This window comes from Streptosporangium sp. NPDC002607 (assembly GCF_053592655.1).
Genome location: NZ_JBSFWD010000033.1, coordinates 24,902 through 47,554, shown reverse-complemented (window position 1 = coordinate 47,554; position 22,653 = coordinate 24,902). Strand labels below are relative to the sequence as shown.

Here is a 22,653-nt window from a genome sequence, read left to right as displayed (position 1 = left end):
CGGGCGACCCCGAGCGCCCTCCCGGTGACGACCTCGCCGAAGACCACCGGATCAACCTCAAGAGAGGATCCCTGATGGAAACCCTCAGGATCGGCCCGGCCCCTCTCCACCCGGGAGCCGAACAGTTCATGGTGCCCATGCGCGACGGCACCCGGCTGGCCACCGACGTCTACCTGCCGCCCGCACCCGGCAGGCACCCGGTCGTCGTCTCGCGCATGCCGTACGACAAGGCGAGCGCGTGGATGGCCGTCGACAGGATCGCGCCGCGCTACCTGGAGCGCGGCTACGTCTTCGTCGCCCAGGACGTACGCGGCAAGTTCCGCTCGGAAGGCGAGACGATGCCGTTCGTCCACGAGGTCGAGGACACCTACGACACGCTCGACTGGGTGGTGGGGCAGCCCTGGTCGGACGGGGCGGTCGCGATGACCGGCGACTCCTACCACGGCTACACGCAGTGGGCGGGAGTCGCCGGCGGCCACCCGGCGCTGCGGGCCGTCGCGCCCCGGGTGACCGGTACCGGCATCTCGGACATGCTCCTCGTCGGCCGGGTGAGCTGCCTGTATCAGGCCGCCTACTTCGCGCACATGTGGGTGGACCGGGACGTCCACTACTACGAGACCGATTGGTCGGTCCGGCCGCTGAGGGAGGTCTTCGAACCCGCCTTCTCCGCGATCGGAGCCCGCTCCGCGGCCGTGGACGCGATGCTGGCCGGCTGGCCGCCCGTCAACCCGTTCGCCTCCCGGCACCCGTTCACCGCACGCCCCGTCCCGGTGCTGCACCGGGTCGGCTGGTTCGACAACCTCATCGACCTGTCCATGCGCGACCACTCGGCGCAACTCGCCGTACCGGCCTGGCGGGACCTCGCCTACCTCGACGCCGACGCCTGCGACCACCACACCTACCATCTCGCCCAGGCCCCCGTCGCCCCCGCGGACGACCACGCGCTCGACGCCGCCCTGCTGGACCGGATCCTGCCCCGCTACCTCGGCCGGACGCTGGACTTCTTCGACGTGTTCGTACGAGGGCTGCGGCCGGTCACCTCGCTGTCGCGGGCGACGTGGTTCCAGGGGCACGACGGCGAGCGCACGGCGGGCGAGTGGCCGCCGCGGGACGCGGTGGAACTGCTCCTGCACCCGTCGGGGAACGCGCTGGCCACCACGCCGGAGACGGGTGCGCGTGTCGTCAGATGGACGCACGACCCGGCCGATCCGGTCCCGTCGATCGTGAAGGATCCGTGGGTCTTCCTGCACGAGTACCCGGACGAGAGCCCGCTGCACGACCGGCCCGACGTGGTGGTCTTCACCGGCGAGCCCGCCGGGCGCCCGCTGGACCTGACCGGGCCGGTCAACGCCCTGGTCGCGGTCGAGACCGACGCGCCGAGCATGCACCTGTTCGTCAAGCTCCACGACGTGGCCCCCGACGGCTCCGCCCACATGATCTCCCGCGGGCAGGCGCTGATCACCGGGTCGGCGGGCGTCCAGGTCGATCTCGGCCACACCGGCTACCGGCTGAGGTCAGGCCACCGGCTGCGGCTCGTGCTCTCCTGCAGCGACTACCCGCTGTTCGCCCCGCACCCCGGCACCGCCGAGGACCCGTGGTCGGCGACCGCCACGCGCCCCTCGGTCCAGACCCTGCGCCCGGCGGCCACCTTCCTCTCCCTCACCGTCACCCCGTGAGCCCCTGACCGACATCCCGTGCCTGTGGTCAGGCGGCGGTGACGACACCGGAGGCGCCGTCGACGGTGATCTCCTGGCCGGTGACGATGTGCTCGGTCGCCCCGCTCACGCCCACCACGGCCGGGATGCCGTACTCGCGGGCCACCACGGCGCCGTGGGAGTTGGCGCCGCCCATCTCCATCACCAGGCCGCCCGCCGTCAGGAACAGCGGGGTCCAGCCGGGGTCGGTGGAGGGGCAGACCAGGATCTCCCCGGGTTCCAGGTGCGCGCCGACCGGGTCGAGGACGACCCTGGCGGCACCGGTGACGGTGCCCGCCGAGGCCGGGGTGCCGGTCAGCGCGCCGTTCACCGGTGCCCGTACGGCGGTGGCCTCCGGTTCGGTGCCGTCGGACAGCAGGACGCGGGGGACGTGCCTGCGGCGCAGTTCGCGGGCGGCCTCCGCACGCCGCCGCGTCACGAGATCTCCCAGTGCGGCCTCCGCCGGCGCGATGGCCCTTGGCGAGGACGGGGCGCCAAGGGCCGCCCTGGCCTCGTGGAAGGTCAGGAAGAAGACGTCGTCGGCGCGGGAGAGCAGGCCACGGGAGGCCAGCTCGGCACCGACGGCCAGCAGCTCGGCCCGCATCGCGGCCAGGGCGGTCACCACGACGTACTTGGGCATCTCACGCAGGCCCGCCAGCGCGCGGGTCCGGCCGAGCGCGAAGCGGACGAGGGGCCCGCGCGGCCCTCCGGCACGCCCGCTCAAGGTCTTGATCATGACAGTGGCCTCGGTGGCGCCCCTGGCGAACAGCGCGTCGGGGGCCAGGGCCGGGTCCTCCAGCCGCAGGTAGTTGGCGAGGACGCCGAGGATGTGGGTCGGCTCCTCCGACCAGCGCGGCAGCCCGAGGTCGATCTCGGCGACCGCCCTGACGCCGTAGCCGGAGAGGAAGTCCGCCAGGCCGTCTCCCAGCACGCCGGGCAGCGTCCCGGCGTGGAAGCGTTCGGCCAGCTCGGCGGCGGGGGTGCCGAGCAGCAGGGAGGCGGCCTCGCCGTCCTCGCGGATGCGGGCGGCCAGCCGCCACAGCGCCAGGTCCATCTCGGTGGTCACGTTGTGCGGGAGCCCGCGCAGCACCGTCTCCAGCTCACCGGGCCGGGCCCGGTCGCCCAGCACCAGGGCGGCCAGGCCGAGCATCGCGAACCCGGCGGCCGCGGCCGGGGCGATGGTCGGCAGCAGCGGGAAGATCTGGCCGCCCAGCATCCGCTCGACATGGTCGAGACGCTCGGCCGGGGTGGCGCCCCGCGGTGCCGGGAGCCGTCCCCGCAGACGCTCCCGGAGCAGCTCCACGTCCCGGTGCGCCGAGGCGGGGTCGCGCAGGGCCCGTACGAAGCGGCGCGGGATGTGGAAGCGGGCCGCGATCCGCATCGCCCGGCGCAGCGGCGGCCGGAGCGAGGGCTGGGTGACGCCGAACCGGGGGTCGTCGAACAGTCCGCGCAGCACCCTCGCGGACCTGGCCTCCATCACGTCGAGCACCTTCGGGAAGAGCACCCGGCCCACCCGGCTGCGAATGAGGCCGGTGACGTCGAAGAACAGCCGCCCGCCCGCCTCGGCGACGGGCGGGGCCCCGGCCGGCCGGTCGGCCACCGGCATCCCCAGCATCTCGGACACCGATGACGAGAGCAGCCTGAAGGCCGACATGCCCATGGGGGTGATCGGCCGGTGGAGACCCTGGGCCAGGCTGAAGCAGAAGTAGATCCGGGTGTCGCCGGGCCCGGAACCTCCGGACGGCACCTCCACCGCGGTTCCCGTGCCGCCCGTCACGGCGGGAGCAGCGCCCGCCGGGCTCGCGGTCGGCTCCGCGTGGTGGGGGATCGGGTAGAGGGTGGTGATGGGACGCGCCTGGGTCAGCCAGAGAACACCGGCGGCGTCGATGGCCCACTCGATGTCCTGGGGTGCCCCGTAGTGCCGCTCGACCCGGTCGCCGAGCTCGGCCAGCGCCGCCAGCCGCTCGTCGGTGACGCAGGCACTCTCCACGGGGTCCGCGGGGGTCTCGACGTGCTCGACGCCGCCGCCCGCCAGCGACCGTACGGCCACCTGCTTGTCTCCCAGGCGGCGCTCGGTGATCCGGCCGGTGGCGGTGTCGAGCACGAAGTGGTCGGGATTGACCGCGCCGGAGACCACGGCCTCGCCGAGACCGGGACTGGCGTCGATCACCGCCTCGCGCCGCCGCCCGGTGACCGGGTTGGCGGTGAACATCACCCCGGCCACCTCGGACTGGACCATCTCCTGGATGACGACCGCCAGGCGCACGGTGCCGTGGTCGATGCCGTTCGCGGCCCGGTAGGCGACGGCCCGGTCGGTCCAGAGCGAGGCCCAGCACCGCCGGACCGCGTCCAGCACGGCGTCGGCGCCGATCACGTTGAGGTAGGTGTCCTGCTGCCCGGCGAAACTGGCGTGCGGCAGGTCCTCGGCGGTCGCGGAGGAGCGGACCGCGACGGGGCCGTTCGCGCCGCTCCTCGCGACGTCCGCGATGTCATCGGGGACCGGTGCGGCGAGCACGGTCTCGCGGGCCTTGGCGGCCAGCGCGTTCAGGGCGGCGACGTCCTCGGCGGGCGTGGTGGCGAGCGCGGTGAGCAGATCCTTCAGCGCGGTCCGTTCGGTGACCCTGCGGTAGGCCTCGGTGGTGACGCACAGGCCCGGGGGAACGGGGAGCCCGGCGGTGGTGAGCACGCCGAGATTGGCCGCCTTGCCGCCGACCAGGGGCAGCATCTCCGCCCCGATGTCCTCGAATCTCAGGATGAGAGGCAGGGGCGCCTCCTGCTGAGACCCCGCCGGAGGTGTCGGGGATGGGATGTCGCCGGCCAGCCGGTCACGCTCCACGCCGTCCATCGGGCCGCTCCCTGTGTCGCTGCATCTGATGCGTGCTGCAACGTTAGGCCGGGGAGGCCAATAAATCAACAAGTGATGAATTATCTGCCGCGCCCGCCCGGCCAAGGCTCGTCATGCCTGTCCCGCCACCGCTCGGGGGCCCGGGAAACGGAACGGCGACGGCGCCGGCCTGGTGAGGCCGGTGCCGCCGCCGCGAAACGCGAGTCCGGAGGTCAGTGCCTAGTTGCCCCAGCCGAGGAGCCAGACCTGGCCGTTGGCCCCGTAGCGGTTCTTCTGCCACGGGTATGCCCGGGAGGAGCACACGCCCGTGTAGGGGTTGTAGGAGGTGCAGAAACGCCATCCGTCCGTGACGTCCCAGACGTTCCAGCCGACCCCGTACGCCTGGATGTTCTGGCAGCCCTCGTACATGTAGGTGGGCAGGTTGGTGCTTCCCGTGCAGCTCGCCGAGGTGTACGTGATCTGGGTGCCGTTGCCGCACCACGTGTGGTAGCCGAACCCGCTGAGGCCCGGAGCCCCGTACGTGGTCGTCAGATACCAGCAGCCCGACGTGAAGTTACCGGAGGTGTTGGAGAACTGCCTGGCGGGCGACAGGATGCCGCTGGCGAACCTGCCCTGGTTGGTGTCGATGATCCGGGGAGGGGTTTCCTGCTGGCGGGACATGTCGATGTACTTGTCCAGCCCCCTCCTGCGGATCTCGTCGGCGGTCAGGGCGCGCGCCGTGGGCCTGGGGGGCGGATCGACCCGCTGGACCGGGGCAGCCGGCGAGCCGCCCGGGGAGGCCGGCGGGGCGGGTGAGAAGGCTCCGAGGCTCAGGACGGCGATCGCCGCGAACGCGCAGCTGACCGTGACTCGGGCGAATCGTCGATTCAATGGCATGCGGCATGCTCCTTATCAAAACGGCGCGCCGTGGGCAGGGGCGTAGGCATCCCCGTCCACGGGGCGAGCTTGATGGCGTAGGAAATATATAAGCCCGCCTTTCCTGGAGTGCGGAATCTGGTTTCCGGCAGGGTAAACGAAAATTTCCCCGGGTAATCGGCAGGAGGTCTTGCGTGACCTCGCCGCCTGTGATTTCACGGGCCTGACCAGGCCGCAGGGAACCCAGTGCGACGTGTACGAAAGGGATTATGAAGGACCGGCGTGTTTTTCCGGCGGGCGGCTCGGGCGCCTTTCCTGGGAATTCCCGAGAGTAAGCGAATCGTGCCCCGGCCGGACTTCTTTCGCTGATTTACCGCCCGTTTGGGGGACGTGTTCCGACAAGCGTGCTCAATCCGGTACCGGGGCCGGGCGCGGAAACCGGTTGTTCGTTTCCCGGGAGGATCGCCCGGTGCCCGTCACTCCGGCGTCCTGCTTCGAGGCCGATCAGCCGCCGATCCCCGGGCGGGCCCGGCGTCCGCCGACCCGGCGCACCGGATCCGGGCCTCTCGCGATCGTTGGAACCGGCGTGGGAATCGGATAGGAAGGAGAGCATGACTACCGAGCAGACGTTCGTCATCGTCGGAGCGGGCCTGGCCGGGGCCAAGGCGGCGGAGTCCCTGCGCGAGGAGGGCTTCTCGGGCCGGATCACGCTGATCGGCGCCGAGACCGAACTCCCGTACGAGCGGCCCCCGCTCTCGAAGGGCTACCTGCTCGGCAAGGAGGAGAAGGCCAAGGTCTACGTCCATGACGAGGGCTGGTACGCGGACAACTCCGTGGAACCGCTGCTCGGGCGCCGCGTGACGGACCTCGACCGGGCCGCGCACCAGGTGGAACTGCACGACGGGCGGCGCATCCGGTACGACAAGCTGCTCCTCGTGCCCGGCGCCTCACCGCGCCGCCTCGGCGTGCCCGGCGCCGACCTGGACGGCGTGCACTACCTCCGCAGCCTCGACGACTCCGAGCGGCTGCGCGAGGCGATCCGCGGCGGGGGCAGGGTGGCCGTCGTGGGCGCGGGCTGGATCGGGCTGGAGACCGCCGCGGCCGCCAGGGAGTACGGCTGCGAGGTGACGATCATCGGGCCGAGGGCGGTGCCGCTGCACACCGCGCTCGGCCCCGAACTGGGCGCCTTCTTCGCCGACGTGCACCGGCGGCACGGCGTCGACCTGCGGCTCGGCCGCGAGGTGACCGGGCTGCTGGGCTCCGGACGCGTCCACGCGGTCGCCACCGACGACGGGCAGGAGGTCGCGGCCGACGTGGTGATCGTCAGTGTCGGCGTGAACCCCAACACCGAACTCGCCGAGCGGGCCGGCCTGGCGGTGGAGAACGGGATCGTCGTCGACGAGTCACTCCGCACCGACGACCCCGACGTCTACGCCGCCGGTGACGTGGCGAACGCGTTCAACCTCCTGTACGGCACCCGCATCCGCGTCGAGCACTGGGCCAACGCACTCAACGGAGGGCTGACCGCGGGTAAGGCCATGCTCGGCCGGCCGGTCGTCTACGACCGGCCGCCCTACTTCTTTACCGACCAGTACGACGTCGGCATGGAGTTCTCCGGCTGGTTCGCGCCCGGCGGGTACGACTCCGTGGTCATCCGCGGAGATCTGAAGTCGGGCGCCTTCCACGCCTTCTGGCTCGCCGACGGGCGCGTCGTGGCGGGGATGCACGTCAACCAGTGGGACGAGGGCATCGCACCGGCCCAGGATCTGATCCGCAGCGGTGCGACCGTCCGCCCAGAGCGGCTCGCCGACCTCTCCGTACCGCTGAGCGACGTCACGAAAGGCTGACACGCACGGCCTCGCCCCCGGTACGGGAACCGGAGCGGCCGCTCGCCCGTCCACGGGTAAGGAGCCATGGGAAGAGGGGCCGTAGGAGGCGAGCATGACCCCCACCGAAAACGTGACCATAGAGACACGAGGCCACCGGGAGTCGCTCGCGCTGACCGGGACCGTCTGCGACCTCTACCAGGCGGTGTTCTCGTTGCCTCCCTTCAACGGGAACCGCGCGGAGTTCGCCAACCAGCGCTCCTACTTTCCCCACCTGATGGACCAGCCCGGATTCCGGCTGACCACCGCGCGCTCCGGCCCCGACTTCGTCGGATTCGGGTACGGGTACCTGCTGCCCGCCGACGCCCGCTGGTGGACCGGGCTGGCCGAACCGGTCGACGAGGAGTTCGCGACCGAGACCGGGACCAGGACGTTCGCCATCATCGACTACGGGGTGCTGCCCGGCTGGCGTGGCCTCGGGGTCGGGCACCGGATCCACGACGAGCTGATCGCCGGATCCGGTGCCGAGCGGGCGACCCTGTCGGTGCAGCCCAGGGCGGCGCGGACCCGGGCGATCTACCGGCGGTGGGGGTGGCGGAAGGTGTCCCACAAGCTGCTGGACCCGCCGATCCCCGCCCCGGTCTTCGACATCCTGGTGCTGGAGAAAATACCCACGGCGCGCCGCCGGTGAGCCGACTCGTCAGACGATTCGCGAGGTGATTCGCCAGGTGATTCGTCAGGCGATGAGCTGGAGGGCATGCAGCTTCTCGTCCAGAGCGGCCACCTGGCGGGTTCTCGCCCACGGGTTCAGCGCCTCGCGGATCTCCACCACCGAGCGGGCCAGCCGCGGCGAGGTGTTCCGGCAGGTGAGGCGGGCGGCCTCGCCGATATGCTCGCACGCCTCGTCGATGGCGCGCAGCCGCAGATGCGCACGCGCCAGATCCAGTCGGCTGAACGCCAGGTTGCGGACGAACGTCGGGTCGATCCGGGCCAGGGAACGGGCGGCCATCTCGACGGCGGCCTGGGCGTCGCCCATGTCCAGCAGACACTTGGTCTTGGTCGACAGATACTGCCCGTCGCCGTAGAAGTAGAGCAGCTTACCGCCCACGTCCTCCGTGCCCGCGTGGCCGAGCTCGCGGAGGCCCCGGTCCAGGCTCCTCATGCACCGGGCGTGGTCCTTGTGGCGATCGGTCTTGGCCGAGCGGCGCAACACCGCGGAGTAGGCGCGGGCGCCGACGTCGCACGCGTACGACACCAGCAGCTTGCTACCAGCCCGCTGCCCCCAGGCCAGCGCCCCCAGAGCGTGCTCGACACCCTGGCGGGGATCGCCCTGCCAGGTCGCCAGCTGCGACCAGTTGGCCAGGACGAAGCTGTTCATCGCGTCGTTGTCGGCCCGGTGCGCGGCCGACTTGGCCTGCTCGTAGTAGTAGTTCGCCCCGTTGAAGTCGTTGAGGTTGAACAGCACCCAGGCGGTGAACCTGCAGATGTTGGCCAGCAGGTACAGCAACCTCTCGCGCACCTCGTCCGTCGACGCGGCCGGGATCAGCGATCGCACCAGGTGCTGCTGGGCCAGCACGGTCCCCAGCACCGACTGGGGGCCGAGACTGTCCTCCTGGCGCATGCAGTGATGCAGTACCGCGTCGATGTGGTCGACCGTCGCCTGGTCCACCCGGGACGGCTCGGCGGCGATCAGGGCGAGCCGGTCGAGCTCGTCGTCGTTCAGCCGGTCCAGTAGCGGAGAGGCCGCCGCCGCGGCCGCCGCGGCCCTGACCAGGGCCAGCACGTCGCGCCGGTTCATGGACGCCGCCCACTGGGCGAGAGCCCGTACGAGGGCGTCGTACTCCTCCTCGCGGGTCGACCCGACCGGCGCGGGTCCGGCGGGCAGGGCCGGCAGGGTCGCCAGCACCCCCTGGATATCCTCGTGGCAGAGGCTGCCCGCGGCTCCCGCGGCCACCAGTTCTCGTCCCCGGAGTCGGGCGGCCGGGGCGTTGTGCTCGTCGGCATCGCGGTGGTCTTCACCGTCGACCAGATCGGCGGTGCGGCAGTGATAGATACGGGCCAGCCGGTTCAGACCGGCGATCGGCGGCTCGTTGCCGGTGGGGCCAGGCCAAGCCTCCCACGACCCGAGCTTGCGGGTCGTCAGTGGCTCGTTCGGCCAGTACTCGTTCCATAGATGGCAGACCTTGGCTTGTGTGAGTCGATGCGCCTCCCGGAAGCCCTGACGGGAGTTCAGGTGCCAACGTCGCTGGAACTCCGCTGCGACCTCCGCCCACGTGCAACCACGCTCGCGGAGTTCAGCGCTGAAGATGTCCATCTGCTGCTTGACGCTGCGCGGTGCACGTGGCATCGGCTCGGCCTCTCCCGGCGGGTCCTCCGGTGGTGATTCTTCGGGCCGAACGTTACTGGTCGATCACGTTCGGTGACGGCAGAGTGCAGAAATCAGCGACCAGATCGCCGATCCCTGTCGCGTCATCGTCGTGCGGGGCGAATCGACATCCGACAGCGACCAACAGACGTGGTCTCGTCGCCTGTTTCCGGCACGCTCCGCACAGGAGGGTTGAGACAACGCCGGAGCCACCGGATTCGCGTGATCTCATGGCTCGGGCGGGGCGTCCCTATCTGCGCCGGGGACGTGCGACCGAATCTCCGTTGAACCTCCCTGGAGCCATCACATGACCGTGCTCCCCGTCGAACGGCCGGGACCGATGCACTCACCGTTTCACCCCGATCTGGGCGCCCCCGACGAGCTGTCCCTGGACGCGGCCGAGCTGCGGCTGGCGGCGCAGCCGACCGCCGCGTCCCAGGCCCGCGACTTCACCCGTACGCAGCTGCGCAGGTGGGGCCTGCGGGAGCTTTCCGATGTCTGCGTGCTGGTCGTCTCGGAGATGACCACCAACGCCATCAAGGCCACCGCCGTCCCGCACACTCCGGACGGCTACGCCTGCCCGCACCCTTCGGCCCCCTGTGCCTGCTCGCAGGTCGCCGGCCCGTACCCGATCGTGCTGCGGCTGCGCCTCACCACCGTGGGCCTGTTCGCGGAGGTCTGGGACAGCAGCGACGGCGAGCCCCAGATCACCGAGGCGGGGGAGGACGACGAGAGCGGCCGGGGCCTGCAACTCGTCGGCGTCTGCACCGACGAGTGGGGCCACTACCGGTCACCGGCCAGGGGGAAGGTCGTCTTCGGCCGCTGGGCTCTGCCGTTCGCCCGGTACGACCTGGACGTGGTGCCCCGGCAGCCGTCCGCGTACTCCCGGATCCGTACGGCACGTACGTGATCCTTTGCTCCGCGACGAGGTGGGACTTTGCGGAGAGGTACTGCCCTGCTTCCCCGGCAGTCGGCTGGACGCCGTTGATTCCAGCCTGTTTTGTTGGCTCGTTTTACTAAGGTCTGCTCGGTAGGCGATGAATCTACCGAGCCGGTGTCGACAGGCAAGGGCCGTTATGACGGGTGCCGGCCCATGCCCGCGAAAGAGAGCCGAACGGCTTTCGCGACACCGCCGGCCTCGCCGACGGCGCCTGACCGCGGAGGAACTGGTCGCCCACCACCGTCGACTCCCGCGCGTGAACCACGAACTCATGCGCCGAGAGGCCGACGATTTCTTCGGCATGGAAGATCGCGTCGGCAGCGATGACGCTCCTTGGGAGCGTGATCATGCCTGACCATGACGAGTCGGGAGTACTCGACACCCGCACATACATCGATCTCGATCTGATCGATCCGGCGCGGTCGCCGACCATCCCCGAGATCCCCCTTGCCGACTCCACCAGGGCGTCGCCATGGCAAAAGGCGGTGGAGTCAGAGCCGCACGCATGGAAAAGCTGGGAGCGGCCGTCGCCGATTCGGATCTCCCCTCCCCATGTCCACGACAACGACCAGGGCACGGACCAGTTACACGATCGGCCGGACAAGTCAGCCGTCCCGCACCCACGGCCGCAGCTTCTCCGGATTGCGGACCGCCCAGATCCGGGTGACGCGGCCGTTGGCGACATCGAACGAGGCTACGGTCATGACGGTGCCGGCATGCTGGGCCACCAGGCCCGGCACACCGTTGACCGACCGCTCCAGGAGTTCGAACCCCGGAGCCTTGTCGGCGATGGCGACCATGTACTGGGCGATGCGCGTACCGCCTTCGATCGGGCGTAGGACGGTACCGACCATGCCGCCGCCGTCGGCGGTCATCACGGCGGCCGGGTCGAGGAGCTCGATGAGGGCCGCGATGTCCTTGGCCTCCCATGCCTCTTTGACATGCCGCACCGCGTCGGCCTGCTCGGCCGCCGTCACCGGAGCCCGCGCGACGCGCACCCGCCGCCGAGCGGAGGCCGCGAGCTGCTTGCAGGCCGCGGAGGTCCGGCCGAGGATGCCGGCGATCTCGGCGAAGGGGTACCGGAAGACGTCGTGCAGGACGAACGCCACCCGCTCGGCGGGTGTCATCGACTCCAGGACGACGAGGAAGGCCATGGTCACCGATTCATCCAGGACCATCTGGTCGGCGGGGTCGGTGCCATGGCCGTGGTCCCACTCGGTGTGGTCGGGCAGCGGATCGGGCAACCACGCGCCGACATAGCGTTCACGCCGGGCCCGCGCCGAGCCGAGCACGTCCAGGCAGATGCGGCCGGTCACCGTCGTCAGCCAGGCGCCGGGGGACACGATCTCGTCCTGCCGACTTCGTGGCAGCGCGTACCAGCGCGCGTAGGCCTCCTGTACGGCGTCCTCGGACTCGGCCAGTGAACCGAGCAACCGGTAGGCGACATTGAGCAGTTGGCGTCGCTCGCCGGCCATCTCATCGGTGCTCGTCCCAGCCGCCCCCATGCTCCCGACCGCCTCCTCGCCTTACCTTTCGCAGGCCCGCGTCGTCGGGCTGGTGAGACCTTATCGACCTACTGCCCCCCGGGCGGAAAAGGGGACCGTGGCATGGCAACCCAGGCGACGGCACAGCGCCGCTTCTCGTTTCTGCAGATCGCGATCACCCTGCAGACCCTGACCATCTTCCTGCAAGCGGTCTCCGCCGGACTGCTGCTGACCTCGCCCTACGGAGAGACACTGCACAGCGCCGGAGCCCGCGTGATGTACGGGGCGTCGGTGCTGTACGTGCTCGCGGCGGTGCTGGCGTGGAAGCCGGGCGGCGGCTCGCCCCGGCCCATCTGGCACGCGTCCGGCTTCCTTGTCCTCGCCTCGGTCCAGGTCGCGCTCGGCATCGCGCACATACCGTCGGTCCATCTCCCCCTGGGCGTCCTGATGTTCGGACTGAGCGTGCTGGCGCTGGCGCGGCGCTGAAGTCCGATACGGGGGCATACAGGGATCAGTTGGGGCCTGTCTGGCGGATCAGGCCGTGTCAGGGGGCCTTTGTGCTGGTGAGCGAGGACTGGCGCGTCGAGATGCATGCGGAGCGTGGCAACCGACGACAACGCCGCAGAAAACGGGGTCTCTCCTGCTCGGGCGAGGCCGAGAGCTTGGGGAAGTGGCAGGGCCCGCGACCGCGGCAAGATCCGCCGAACAGGCCCTAGTAGTGGGTGTCTCTCCACGATGCCCCGGCTCTGGGGTCGGGCGTCGCGGGTGAGGTGGCGCGCAGACCACCTCCCGTCGCTATCGCACGAGTCCGTGCAGCAGTGCGATCCACATCGCGTCCGCCTCGGGGGCCTGCCACCGGTCGCTCTCGCCGATGGACGGCCCTGCCGGTACGCGCTCGGTACGGCGGACGAACCTCAGCTCGTTCACCTGGCACAGCTCATAGAGGGTCGGGCCGCAGTCGCAGGTCCATCTGAGAACCCGCACCTTTTCGTCTCCGCGTGACGGACCCCAGGTCAGGGCCTCGCAGTGGGATCGCGGGGGAAGCACATGAGGGCTCAGGCAGCGGGGCGGGCAGTCCCAGCGGACCATGTGGTCACCGTCCGCCGAGCTGGAATCAGACGACCCGTCCGGCCGAGGTCTCGTACCAGCCCCAGTCCGAGGACAGCTGCTGAACCAGCCAGAGGCCGCGTCCACCGCCGCTGTCAGGATCGGCGTCCAGGCAGACCCGGGGTCGCTGTCCGGTGGTGGATCCGGCGTCGATGACATCGATATGGAGCGTTCCATCTGGCACGCAAGGTAGGGGCCAGGCCCCTGGATCATCGGGGCCACCCCAGGCCGGCTCCCGGGCGGCCTCGACGGGGGTGCGCAACGCCTGGACCGGGGCCCACGAGCCCTACTCACGCATGATTGCCGCGAGGGCGGTCGATCGCCTCTTACCGCTGCGTGGCTGTACGTGGACCTGGTGCGCGCGGATGCTCTGGGACCAAACAGGAGGCGCTGGCCTTTCCGCTCCGCGAGAGGTACGCCGTGGTTGGCGATCTGCAACATCGGAGGACAAACGCGCCCGCGATCGTGAGAAAGAGCGCGGGCTTGCCAGCCGAGAAGCGCAATGCCTCCGGCCGGCTCGTCGAAGCGCCGTCACCACCAGCTGGATACGAGCCCTCGATCAACTCGCCTCGCCTGCCAGCGCCTGGGCGCGAGCGAGTACCTTCAACTGGGCGGCGTTGAACAGCTCGGCGAAAGCGGACGCGATCGCGGCCTCGGCGAACCTCGGGCCGCGCGTCGCCGCGGAGCCGGGGTCCGCCATCCAGGGGAACCGGGCCTGGCTCCGCTGGATCGACTCGGCCAGATGGCGCGCGATGGTCTCGATCGTCGCATCGTCGGCGTCCTCTGGGAGGTAGTAGAACTCTTCGTCGGCCTCGCCCTCGGTGGCCTCTGTCATGAGCTGACGGAGGTCGTCGAGAGCGCTGTCCTTGAGCACCCCCGAGAACACGGTCAGCAAGGCCCGGTCCCGCTCCGACAATCCTTCTGCGACCGGACCGAACGGCAGTGGGGTGTCCAAGGGGGCCCGGTACTTGAGGATGACAGCCAGCTCCGCGCGAATCCGTTGCAGGCGCTCGATCGTGCATGCCAGCTCGGCATCGAGCACGCGGATGGCTTCGTCGGGCTCCTCGTCCGCACTCCCCATCGCCCGGATCTGGGCGAGCGACAGGCCGAGCTCGGTCAGCCGCTTGATCTGAAGCAGCCGGACGAGGTGCGTCGTCTGGTATTGCTTGTACCCGTTGGGCGCTCGGCCGGGCAACTCGAGCAGCCCCATTTGGTGGTAGTGCCGCACCGTCTTGATGGTGGTGCCGGCGAGGTCGGCGAGCTGTCGCGTGCTCCAGGCCATGCCCGGGTCCTCCTCTGATGTCGCGCCGGATCGTCCTGGATCGAGCACAGCCCATGCCCAGGGACACGCTCAACCGCCGGGCCCTCGATCCTCGTTGTAAGAGCAGACGACCATCATCATGCTCGTCGAAGACACGGATGCTCACGCTCGGCCAGATCCATCTTCTCTGCGATGGCTCGGGCAACCGGTTGACACGGTCGCGGATTGCAGGTTCCGCGACCGGCTGTCCAACGTGACCGCCGCTGAGCAGGCAATCCGCGCGTCGTGTCCGCCGGCGGCGAGAAGTCCGCTGACGGACAGCAGGTCGGCCGCGACGTCCGGGGCGATCGGTCTCTTTCGTCGGTACATGGCGCTGGAAGGCAACACCATTGCGCCGGCGGGCAATTATGTAAGATCTTTCACTTTTAATTATGGGAAGTATGGCCGGCGGGGATTCTGAGAACAATATTCGGGTTCGGTAATCTTTATGGTCTGATTTGTCCGATAGGCCGGAAAGGGGTCGTCAAAGATCTCGAACAGTTCGTCGATATCCGAGGGCGGATGTTGATTCGATGGTTACTCCGAATGGCAGCGGCATCATCGGAATCTGCTGTTTATCAGCGCATCCCCGGCTGATATGGCAAAGTGTCCAACCGATATCGATAAGTAAGGGTGGACCGTCCGAGGGATATCGGTGCTGAGGCTGCCCTTCGCCTGTCCGTACGAAGAGCCGGTGTTCGGTAACCGAGGTCAAGTGAATCCTTCCCCCTCTCGGAGTGTGGCCGCGGAGCGCCACAGGTCTCCCGGCCTGGTTGCAGGGGTCGGGCGGCACCGCGCCCCGAATCGCGACCGGCTCCACGAAATCGATGCGCTCCGTATCGCCGCGGCTGTCTCCGTGGCGATATACCACTACGTCTTTTCCGGGTACGCGGGCGGTGCGATCCAGGTCGGTTTTCCCGCAGGGAGTGAGATCGCCAGATTCGGCTACCTGGGCGTGGACGTTTTCTTCATGATCAGTGGCTTCGTCGTGCTGCTCAGTGCCTGGAACCGTCGCCCGGGAGCCTTTCTGGTCTCGCGAATCGTCCGCCTCTATCCGGCCTTCTGGGTCGCGGTCACGATCACGACGGTGGTCTCGGTCACGCTGGGTATGGGAAAATATCCCATCACCTTTGGGCAGTATCTGGCCAATCTGACGATGTTCAACGCGTTGCCCGACATTCCCAACGTCGACGTCGTCTACTGGACTCTGTGGGCCGAGATCAGGTTCTACGCGCTCATCCTTGTGCTCGCCTGGATCGGCATCACGCGAAGCCGGGTCATCGGAGTGCTGTGGGGCTGGCTGGCCCTGACCTTCCTGCTGCAGAGCGGAGTGCTTCCCTCCTCGGTTCACTCGGTGGCCGACCTGGTGGTGCAGTCGCAGTTCTCGCACTACTTCATCGCGGGCATGGCCCTGTGCATGGTCTACCGGTTCGGCCTGTCCTGGCGGCTCGGCGCGATCGTCGTGGTCTCCCTCGGCAACGCCGTCTACCGGGGCATCGAGTTCGCCGGCAAGGTGAGCACCCGCTACCACACCGAGATCGGGACCGCCGTCGTGGTGGCCGTCATCATCGCGATCTTCACGGTGATGACCCTCGTCGCGCTCCGCGCCACCCAACGTCTCGGACGTCCCTGGTTCGCCGTCGCCGGAGCGCTGACCTACCCGCTGTACCTGGTCCACGCGCACGTCGGTTTCGTCATCTTCGACCGGCTCGGCGGCAGCGTGCCACGGTACTTCCTGCTGGCCGGCCTGGTGGCGCTGATGGGCCTGGCGGCCTACGCCATCCACATCCTGGTCGAACGCCCGCTGGCGCCCTTGCTGAAACGGCTTCTCACGCCGGTGGCTCGGTGACGCCGTGTATGTCCGTCTTTCCGGGCCGCCGGGTGGAGGTGCGGCTGATCAGGTGCCAGGAGATGTCGGTGCTCTGGTCGGCGGGGGCGGGGTGGCCAAGGGCGGTGCGGGCGCAGCGGGCGCCCTGGTCGCGGAGGGACTGGGCGATCGTGGTGAGCCCGGCGGGGGTGGCCGCGTCGGAGTCGTCCCAGCCGCTGAGGGTGAGGTCGCCGGGGACGCTCAGGCCCAGCCGGGCGGCGGTGCGCAGCGCGCCGAGGGCCAACTCGTCGCTCATCGCGGCGATCGCGTCGCAGGCGTACGGGCCGGTGAGCAGTTCGGCCACGAGGGCTTCGGCCTCGTGCGCGCTGTTGGTGGAGCAGACGGCGACCAGGACCTGTGACCAGTCGCCGCCGGTCTCGGCCCAGGCGTCGCGGTAGCCGCGCAGGCGCTGCCGGGTGACCCGGAAGGTCGAGGCGTCGGGGTCGATTCCCGGAGACGCGCTGGCCGGAGTGGTGCCGGGAGGTTCGGCGTTCGGGTCGAGGGCCGCGGGGACGGAAGCAGGGACAGGGGCGGAGGGCGCGGTAGCGGGAACGCGACCGCGATCCGGAGTGGGAGTACGCCCGAGATCGGGGAGCGGGCCGGGACCGGCCGTACCGAAGGCGACCTGGGAGATCCGGTCGCGGTCGAGGGGGAAGCTCAGCACTCCCGGGCGCCGTGCCCCCGCGAAGACCTCGCGGCCCACGGCAGCGGCGGCGGCGCGGTCGTCCGCGGCCACGAAGAACAGGCCGTCGCGGTGGGGGCCGCCGTGGATCACGGCGGGCAGGCCGGTGGCGGCGATGGCGTCGATGACGGGGTCGTCGTCGGCCGTCGTCCAGACCACGAAGGCGTCGACGGCGGCCTCGGTGACCCGGTCGACGTCGGAGGGGGCTCCGGTGACCGGGACGAGCGTCAGCGCCATGCCGTGGTCGGCGCAGACCTGGGCGACGCCGGACAGGAAGCGGGTCGCCTGGGGGTCGTCGAAGGCGTAGGTGAGGTGCTCGCCGAGGACGACGCCCAGGGTGCCGGTGTGACCCCGGCGCAGTGACCGCGCGCCGGGGTGTGGCCCCGGGTAGCCGAGGCGCTCGGCGGCCTCGCGGACCCTGGCCCGTGCCTCGTCGGAGACCCGTCCCGGCTGGCCATAGGCGTACGAGACGGTCATTACGGACACCCCTGCCGCGCGGGCGACCTCAGCCATGGTCACCCGGCGTCGTGCCGTCCGTCCGCTCATGGGCCGAGGATATCTGTGTATCGATACACAAGGAGTTTGTGTATCGTTACACACGTGTCAGTGGATAAGGGTGGTACCCGGGCGCGTGCGGCCTATGCGGGTTTTGCCGCGTTCGGTGCTTTCTGGGGAGTGTGGGGTGCCTCGGTGCCCGCTATCCGTGCCCAGGCGGAACTCGGTGACGGGGAACTCGGTACGGCGCTGCTCTTCATCGGGGCGGGGGCGCTGCCCGCGATGCTGGTCACCGGCAGGGCGGTCGACCGCTGGGGACTCCGGGTCGCCGCGCTGCTGCTGGTGACGCTCGGCGCGGCGGGGACGCTGGTGGCCGTGGCCGGACGCGACTTCTGGAGCCTGTCGGCGGGTCTGGCCCTGCTCGGCGCCTCCTCGGGCGCGGCGGACGTCGCGATCAACTCCGCGGCGGGCTCGGCGGAACGGGCCTCCGGCAGACCGGTCATCACCCGCGCGCACGGCACCTTCTCCGCCCTGGTGGTGGTCGGCAGCCTCTCCGCCGGGCTGCTCGGCGCCCTGGGAGTGCCGGTCGTCGTACCGTTCCTGCTGGTCGCGGTCGCCGCGACCGGTGCGGCGCTCAGCGTCGTCGCCGATGCGCGGGTCGCCCCGGTCGCGGCGGGGGCCGCCCGGGGCGGCGAGCGGCGCGGGGACGAGGTAAGCCGAGCGGGCGGGAGCAGGGGGCCTGGTCGGCCGAAGTACGAGGTGAGCCAGGCAGGTGAGAGAAAGGGCAGTGGCCGGGCGGAGGTGCAGGACGGCGAGCGGCGCGGGGACGCGGTAAGCCGATCAGGCGGGAGAGGGGTGCGTCTGTTCCCGCTGCTCGTGGTCGGCGGGCTGGGCGCGCTGGCCTTCGCGGTGGAGAACGCCCACCAGAGCTGGGGCGCGGTCTACCTGGCGGACGTGGCCGACGCCGGTCCCGCGCTCGCCTCGGCCGGTCCGGCGGTCTTCGCCGCCGTCGTCGCCCTCACCCGCTTCGCCGCCGGCGCGTTCGGCTCCAGGTACGCCACGATCGTGCTGGTCTCCGGCGCCGTGACGGCCGCTGCCGGAACCCTGCTGGTGTCCGCCGCGCCGTCCGTCCCGGTGGTCCTGCTCGGGCTGGCCCTGGCCGCGGCCGGTACGGCGGTGCTCTTCCCCACGCTGATGGGCGTCGTCGCCGCCCAGGTCGGCGAGGCAGCCAGGGGGAGGGCGACATCCGTGGTGGCCACCGTGGCCTACCTGGGCTTCCTCGCCGGTCCCGTCTACGTCGGGCGCTGGGCCGAGGCCACCGGCCTGTCGGGGGCGATGACGGCCGTCGCCGCCCTGGCCGCCGCCCTCGCGGCCCTGTCCTGGCCCGCCCTGCGATCGACCGCCCGCACCGGCTCTTCGTGGGATCCCGGTGACCTCCCCCCTGCGGAGCGAGCCTTCGGCCGCATCTCATAGCAGCCCGGCCGGTTCCCACGCGGCCTGCGTACCGGCTGTTTCCGGTAGTGGCCATAGTTCGACCGTCTCCGACCGCCCTGGCAAGGTGTCCGGGATGCTTCGGATGAACACGATGACCCGCGTGTCCTGGAGCGCGTCGCAGGCCAGTTCCGTCGCGCGTCTGGGGGTGTTTTCGATCCCCTGCCACATGGGGAAACAACAACGCCGGTTTTCGATCTGCCGAACGTGAGCCTTTCGATCCGCCGAGATTTCGAGGTGGCCGGACGGTGCTCGGGAGTTCCGGTCCGACCCTGCGCCGCCCCTTGGTCCGGACACCCGCCGACCCGGGACTCCATCCGGTCGGCCGCGTGCCGGAGTCTGGTCGCTCGCTTCCGGGCCAGGCTCCGGCAGTGCTACTGGGCGCTGGCAGCCGGGCGTACCACGATCTCGTTGACGTCGACGTCGACGGACCGGCCGATCGCGAAGGCGACGGCGTCCGCGATCGCCTCGCGTCACCGAGTCTGGGCGGGTCGCGGGTCGCCGACCAGGACGCTCACCGCCTGGGTGTGACACACCCGGGCAGGCCGCCGTCTGCCTGTCTAACCTGGGGGTATGGCTGACAACGAGCTGGGAGACTTTCTGCGCGCACGCCGCTCGGGCCTGCTGCCAAAGGACGTCGGCATGGCGACCCATGGGGTACGCAGGGTCGCCGGACTGCGCCGCGAGGAGGTCGCCGTTCTGGCCGGTATGAACGCCGACTACTACACCCGCCTGGAACAGGGGCGCGAACGCCACCCCTCACCCCAGGTGCTCGACGCCCTCAGCCGTGCCCTGCACCTGGACGCCGACGCCCGCGCGCACCTGTACCGGCTGGCGGGCACCGCGCCGAACGAGCGGCCGGACCAGACCCGGGACACGGTCGGCCCCGCACTGCGCCAGCTGATGGACGGCTACCCGAACACTCCCGCGTTCGTCGTCAACCGCACCCTGGACATCCTTGCCGCCAACGCCCTGGCCGAGGCCCTGTTCTCGCCCTTCGAGCCCGCCGACAACCTCGCCCGGATGGCCTTCCTCGACCCCGCGGGACGGCACTTCTACACCCGCTGGAACTGGGCCGCCCAGGCCACCGTGGCCAACCTGCGGCAGGCGGCCGGGTTCGACCCCGAGCATCCCCGGCTCCGCGAGCTCGTACGGACCCTGACCGAGCAGAGCAGGGAGTTCGCGGCCCTGTGGAGCGCCCACAGCGTGCGGGGCAAGACCCGGGACGCCAAACAACTCATGCACCCGGATGTCGGCCCCCTGACCCTTACCTATCAGGCCTTCGACGTGCGTGACGCGCCCGGCCAGCAGCTGATCATCTATCATGCCGAACCCGGCAGCCCCAGCGCCCAGGCACTCACCCTGCTCGGCAGCATAGGCGCCACCCGGCGACAGCCCCTGGACCGTTCGGCCGATTGAGTGCCCGTGACCTCGTCTGAAGAGACGGCCTGGAGGGGGCGGCGAGGGCTTGTGGTGCTCGGCCGAGTGGGAGAAGGGCGGTTCGTGGCATAAGGTAGATGGCTGTTGCGTTCCACAGGGGCGCATGCAATGACCGCTCGGCGGCCGCGAGAGCGGTATCACCCCGGTCGAAGCCCACCACCCCCGGTGGGCTCCCGAGCCGGGCGGAGTCTCCGTCTGGATGTTGGACGGAGATCTGTTGAAGTCGTACTTCGCCGTGCTCGGTACGCCCGGAGCCTGGCGGTTCCTCGTCCCCGCGTTCGCCGCGCGCCTGCCGTACGCGATGCTCCAGCTCGGCGTCCTGCTGCTCGTGCAGTGGTCCACCGGCTCGTACGGCGTGGCGGGTGTCGCCGCTGCCGCCGCCGCGGTGGCGGCGGCGCTGGCCGGCCCGCAGACCGGGCGGCTGGCCGACAGGTACGGTCAGCCGAAGGTACTGTTCCCGCAGGTCGCCCTGCATGCGGCCGCGCTGGGCACGCTGCTCGTGCTCGCCTCCGCCGGTGCCCCGGCCCCGGCGCTGGTGGTCGTCGCGGCACTGGCCGGTGCCACGGTGCCGCAGATCGGCTCGATGGTCCGGGCCCGCTGGGCGCACCTGCTCGGCGGCTCCGGCAGGCTCGACACGGCCTTCGCCCTGGAGTCCATCACCGACGAGCTGACCTTCACCCTCGCCCCGGTGCTGCTGGTGGCCATCTCGACCGGGTTCTCGCCGGTCTGGGCGCTGCTGCTGGCACTGGTCATGATCGTGACCGGGACGCTGCTGTTCGCCCTGGTCGGCAAGGGCGCTCCCGAGCCGATGCCGGTCCGGGTCCGTGCCCAGCGCGGGGTGCTCCGGCTGCGCGGGGTGGCCGTGCTCGCGGGTGCCTTCGTCGCCATCGGTACCGTCTTCGGCAGCCTCCAGGTCGGCATCACCTCCTACACCGCCGCACTCGGCCAGGCCGGAACGGCGGGGTCGATCTACGCGACCTTCTCGGGGGCCAGCTTCGTCGGCGGCATCCTCTACGGCGTCGTCCGCTGGCGGGCGGGTGCCCCGATCCGTCTCGTGGTGGGCGTCGGACTGCTCTCCGCCGCCACGGCCGTCCTGATGTTCGCCACGTCCATCCCCATGCTGTACGGCGGGGCGGCCCTGGCCGGGTTCGTCATCGCCCCCGCGGTGATCACCGGCTACACACTGGTCGAGACCCTGGTTCCCAGCGAGGTCAGGACCGAGGCGTTCACCTGGCTCACCGGCGCGATCGGCCTGGGCATCGCGACCGGCGCCGCCGTGGCCGGTCAGCTCGTGGACCGCTTCGGCGAGACCCTGGCCTTCCTGGTCCCGCCGATCACCACCGGCCTGGCGGCCGTGCTGGTCCTGGTCTTCCTCCGCACCCTGCGGCCCGCCGCCCACCGCTCCCGGCCTCGCGAACTGGCCGCCGCCGTCTGAGTGAGCGTCCGGAAACTCGGGTCACCGGTCGCCGGTGCGGGCGAGCCGGCGTGACATGTTCATGATCATGGCGATGTGAATCATGGCCTCGTGGCGTACGGGCGGTCGCGCCGGGCGTCGTGGAGGATCGAGCCCCACCAGAGAAGCTGGTCGAGCATCACCTTCGCGGCTTCGTTGGGCCTCTCGGGGTCCTTGAGGACGCCGTCGGGACCGAACAGCTCGTAGTACCGGGGGAAGCTGACGTAGTCGCGGACCGTGTGAGCGTGCAACTCGCCGAAGACCTGGCGCAACTGCTCCACCGCCAGGAGGCCGCCACTCCCCCCGCTGTAGCCGACGAAGCCGATCGCCTTGGCCTCCCACTCGGCGTAGTGCCAGTCGATCGCGGCCTTCAGCGAGGCCGGAAAGCTGCGGTTGTAGTCCGGCGTCACCACGACGATCGCGTCGGCCGCGTCGATCCGCCGGGTGAGGTCCGCCATTTCCGCAGGACGGGCCATGTTGGGTTCGAGCACCGGCGGCAGGGGCGGCAGTTCGAGCGGCAGGGGCGTGTCCGCCAGATCGATGAGGTCCACCGCGAACCGGCCGTGCCGCTCGGCCTGCTCGGTGAACCAGTTCGCGACCACCGGGCCGAACCGTCCCTCCCTGACGCTACCGATGATCACCGCGAGGTTGAGGGTCTCACTGGGCATGGCTGTGCTCCCTGCTGGAGATACGGGTTCCGAAGTGACCGGAAGGTCACGCCCCCCAACCTGCCGGGCGGTACGGAGACCAGGAAGACCGGGCCAAGGCTGGTAGTGACAGGGCCACGACCCCGGCGGTCACGGCTGTTA

Annotated in this window: 18 protein-coding genes and 1 pseudogene; 10 read left to right on the top strand and 9 right to left on the bottom strand. The window is 70.4% G+C overall.

All coding sequences use genetic code 11. The features are described from left to right. The first annotated feature begins 74 nt into the window (after window positions 1-74). Entirely contained in the window at window positions 75-1,676 is a 1,602-nt protein-coding gene (locus ACWD3H_RS31120) for a CocE/NonD family hydrolase (RefSeq protein ID WP_451957519.1), read from the top strand. A 28-nt stretch (window positions 1,677-1,704) separates the two neighbouring features. Here ACWD3H_RS31120 and ACWD3H_RS31115 read toward each other — a convergent pair whose 3' ends face one another. Together ACWD3H_RS31115 and ACWD3H_RS31110 are read right to left on the bottom strand one after the other, a co-directional pair. Beyond that, complete coding sequence (locus ACWD3H_RS31115) at window positions 1,705-4,539, bottom strand: PEP/pyruvate-binding domain-containing protein (RefSeq protein ID WP_451957518.1); 2,835 nt, start codon at window positions 4,537-4,539, stop codon at window positions 1,705-1,707. 219 nt (window positions 4,540-4,758) lie between these two features. Next, a complete protein-coding gene (locus ACWD3H_RS31110) occupies window positions 4,759-5,415 on the bottom strand; it encodes a hypothetical protein (protein WP_451957517.1) in 657 nt (218 codons plus the stop codon). A gap of 590 nt (window positions 5,416-6,005) precedes the next feature. Here ACWD3H_RS31110 and ACWD3H_RS31105 point away from each other — a divergent pair. Next, window positions 6,006-7,241, top strand: coding sequence for an NAD(P)/FAD-dependent oxidoreductase (locus ACWD3H_RS31105; protein WP_451957516.1), 1,236 nt, complete (start codon window positions 6,006-6,008; stop codon window positions 7,239-7,241). Window positions 7,242-7,335: 94 nt separating this feature from the next. Continuing rightward, a complete protein-coding gene (locus ACWD3H_RS31100) occupies window positions 7,336-7,911 on the top strand; it encodes a GNAT family N-acetyltransferase (RefSeq protein ID WP_451957515.1) in 576 nt (191 codons plus the stop codon). Window positions 7,912-7,956: 45 nt separating this feature from the next. Here ACWD3H_RS31100 and ACWD3H_RS31095 read toward each other — a convergent pair whose 3' ends face one another. After that, complete coding sequence (locus ACWD3H_RS31095; protein ID WP_451957514.1) at window positions 7,957-9,567, bottom strand: hypothetical protein; 1,611 nt, start codon at window positions 9,565-9,567, stop codon at window positions 7,957-7,959. 325 nt (window positions 9,568-9,892) lie between these two features. Between ACWD3H_RS31095 and ACWD3H_RS31090 the strand changes: the two genes are divergently transcribed. Further along, window positions 9,893-10,495: an ATP-binding protein gene (locus tag ACWD3H_RS31090; protein WP_451957513.1), complete on the top strand. Its 603-nt coding sequence runs from the start codon at window positions 9,893-9,895 to the stop codon at window positions 10,493-10,495. A 635-nt stretch (window positions 10,496-11,130) separates the two neighbouring features. Here ACWD3H_RS31090 and sigJ read toward each other — a convergent pair. Further along, window positions 11,131-12,030, bottom strand: a complete 900-nt coding sequence (gene sigJ / locus ACWD3H_RS31085) for an RNA polymerase sigma factor SigJ (protein WP_451957512.1) — start codon at window positions 12,028-12,030, stop codon at window positions 11,131-11,133. Between the two features lie 102 nt (window positions 12,031-12,132). Here sigJ and ACWD3H_RS31080 point away from each other — a divergent pair, with 102 nt between their 5' ends. Next, a complete protein-coding gene (locus tag ACWD3H_RS31080; protein WP_355619543.1) occupies window positions 12,133-12,495 on the top strand; it encodes a hypothetical protein in 363 nt (120 codons plus the stop codon). A 309-nt stretch (window positions 12,496-12,804) separates the two neighbouring features. On the opposite strand, the gene ACWD3H_RS31075 is transcribed toward ACWD3H_RS31080, so the two are convergent. Together ACWD3H_RS31075 and ACWD3H_RS31070 are read right to left on the bottom strand one after the other, a co-directional pair. Beyond that, window positions 12,805-12,993 (bottom strand): hypothetical protein, encoded by a 189-nt coding sequence (locus ACWD3H_RS31075; protein WP_451957511.1) that lies wholly within the window; start codon window positions 12,991-12,993, stop codon window positions 12,805-12,807. A 130-nt stretch (window positions 12,994-13,123) separates the two neighbouring features. Next, window positions 13,124-13,300, bottom strand: a complete 177-nt coding sequence (locus ACWD3H_RS31070; RefSeq protein ID WP_451957510.1) for an ATP-binding protein — start codon at window positions 13,298-13,300, stop codon at window positions 13,124-13,126. Between the two features lie 237 nt (window positions 13,301-13,537). Between ACWD3H_RS31070 and ACWD3H_RS31065 the strand changes: the two are divergent. Next, a pseudogene (locus tag ACWD3H_RS31065) lies at window positions 13,538-13,685 on the top strand (IS256 family transposase); the annotation flags it as partial. Here ACWD3H_RS31065 and ACWD3H_RS31060 read toward each other — a convergent pair. Then, entirely contained in the window at window positions 13,676-14,398 is a 723-nt protein-coding gene (locus ACWD3H_RS31060) for a MerR family transcriptional regulator (RefSeq protein WP_451957509.1), read from the bottom strand. The pseudogene ACWD3H_RS31065 and the gene ACWD3H_RS31060 overlap by 10 nt on opposite strands. 673 nt (window positions 14,399-15,071) lie before the next feature. Between ACWD3H_RS31060 and ACWD3H_RS31055 the strand changes: the two genes are divergently transcribed. After that, the gene (locus ACWD3H_RS31055) at window positions 15,072-16,265 is read left to right on the top strand and encodes an acyltransferase family protein (RefSeq protein WP_451957508.1); all 1,194 of its coding nucleotides are present in this window, start codon (window positions 15,072-15,074) and stop codon (window positions 16,263-16,265) included. On the opposite strand, the gene ACWD3H_RS31050 is transcribed toward ACWD3H_RS31055, so the two are convergent. Beyond that, window positions 16,246-17,511: a LacI family DNA-binding transcriptional regulator gene (locus ACWD3H_RS31050; RefSeq protein WP_451957507.1), complete on the bottom strand. Its 1,266-nt coding sequence runs from the start codon at window positions 17,509-17,511 to the stop codon at window positions 16,246-16,248. The two genes, ACWD3H_RS31055 and ACWD3H_RS31050, sit on opposite strands and share 20 nt — an antisense overlap. 144 nt (window positions 17,512-17,655) lie before the next feature. On the opposite strand from ACWD3H_RS31050, the gene ACWD3H_RS31045 reads away from it, so the two are divergent. From ACWD3H_RS31045 to ACWD3H_RS31035, 3 genes are all read left to right on the top strand, one after another. Further along, a complete protein-coding gene (locus tag ACWD3H_RS31045; protein WP_451957506.1) occupies window positions 17,656-18,933 on the top strand; it encodes an MFS transporter in 1,278 nt (425 codons plus the stop codon). Between the two features lie 591 nt (window positions 18,934-19,524). Then, a complete protein-coding gene (locus ACWD3H_RS31040; RefSeq protein ID WP_451957505.1) occupies window positions 19,525-20,370 on the top strand; it encodes a helix-turn-helix transcriptional regulator in 846 nt (281 codons plus the stop codon). Between the two features lie 238 nt (window positions 20,371-20,608). Further along, window positions 20,609-21,826: an MFS transporter gene (locus tag ACWD3H_RS31035; RefSeq protein WP_451957504.1), complete on the top strand. Its 1,218-nt coding sequence runs from the start codon at window positions 20,609-20,611 to the stop codon at window positions 21,824-21,826. A gap of 80 nt (window positions 21,827-21,906) precedes the next feature. Here the strand turns inward: ACWD3H_RS31035 and ACWD3H_RS31030 are convergent, their stop codons facing one another. After that, a complete protein-coding gene (locus ACWD3H_RS31030; RefSeq protein WP_355553403.1) occupies window positions 21,907-22,512 on the bottom strand; it encodes an NADPH-dependent FMN reductase in 606 nt (201 codons plus the stop codon). Window positions 22,513-22,653 lie beyond the last annotated feature (141 nt).